The organism is Nonomuraea candida (assembly GCF_000725485.1).
Taxonomy (GTDB): Bacteria; Actinomycetota; Actinomycetes; order Streptosporangiales; family Streptosporangiaceae; genus Nonomuraea; species Nonomuraea candida.
On record NZ_JOAG01000147.1, the window covers coordinates 1 to 582 of the forward strand.

A 582-nucleotide genomic window follows, 5' to 3' on the forward strand; every position below is an offset into this window, starting at 1 on the left:
GCGGCCTGCGTCTCGCGCAGGGTGTTGAGCATGACGAAGTCGTGGATGATGCCCTGGTAGCGGACGGCGGTGACCGGCACCCCCGCCTGCCGCAGCTTGTTGGCATAGGCCTCGCCCTCGTCGCGCAGCACATCGGCCTCGGCGGTGATGATCAGCGCCGGAGGCAGCCCGGCCAGATCCTCAACGGTGGCACGCAGCGGGGAGGCGGTGATCTCCGCGCGCTGAGCGGGGCCGGTGGTGTACTGATCCCAAAACCACTGCATCCCGTCCCGCCGCAGGAAATACCCCTCGGCGAACTGACGGTAGGAATCGGTGTCGAAGGCGGCATCGGTCACCGGATAGAACAGCACCTGCCCGCACAACGACAGGCCACCACGCCGCTTGGCCATCAAGGTCAGCGCGGCGCTCATGTTCCCGCCGACCGAGTCACCGGCCACCGCGATCCGGGAGGCATCCAGCCCCCGGGCCCCGCCCTGCTCCACGACCCAGCGGGCGACCGTCCAGACCTGCTCGAGCGCCACCGGATAGCGATGCTCGGGCGAACGATCGTACTCGGGGAAGACCACCGCCGCCCGCGCACCG

The 582-nt window shown here is 69.6% G+C and carries 1 protein-coding gene; it reads right to left on the reverse strand.

Annotated features, from left to right (window positions below):
• Nucleotides 1-582: alpha/beta hydrolase (locus IO39_RS43440; protein WP_043637708.1), on the reverse strand; the 582-nt coding region annotated here is incomplete at both ends.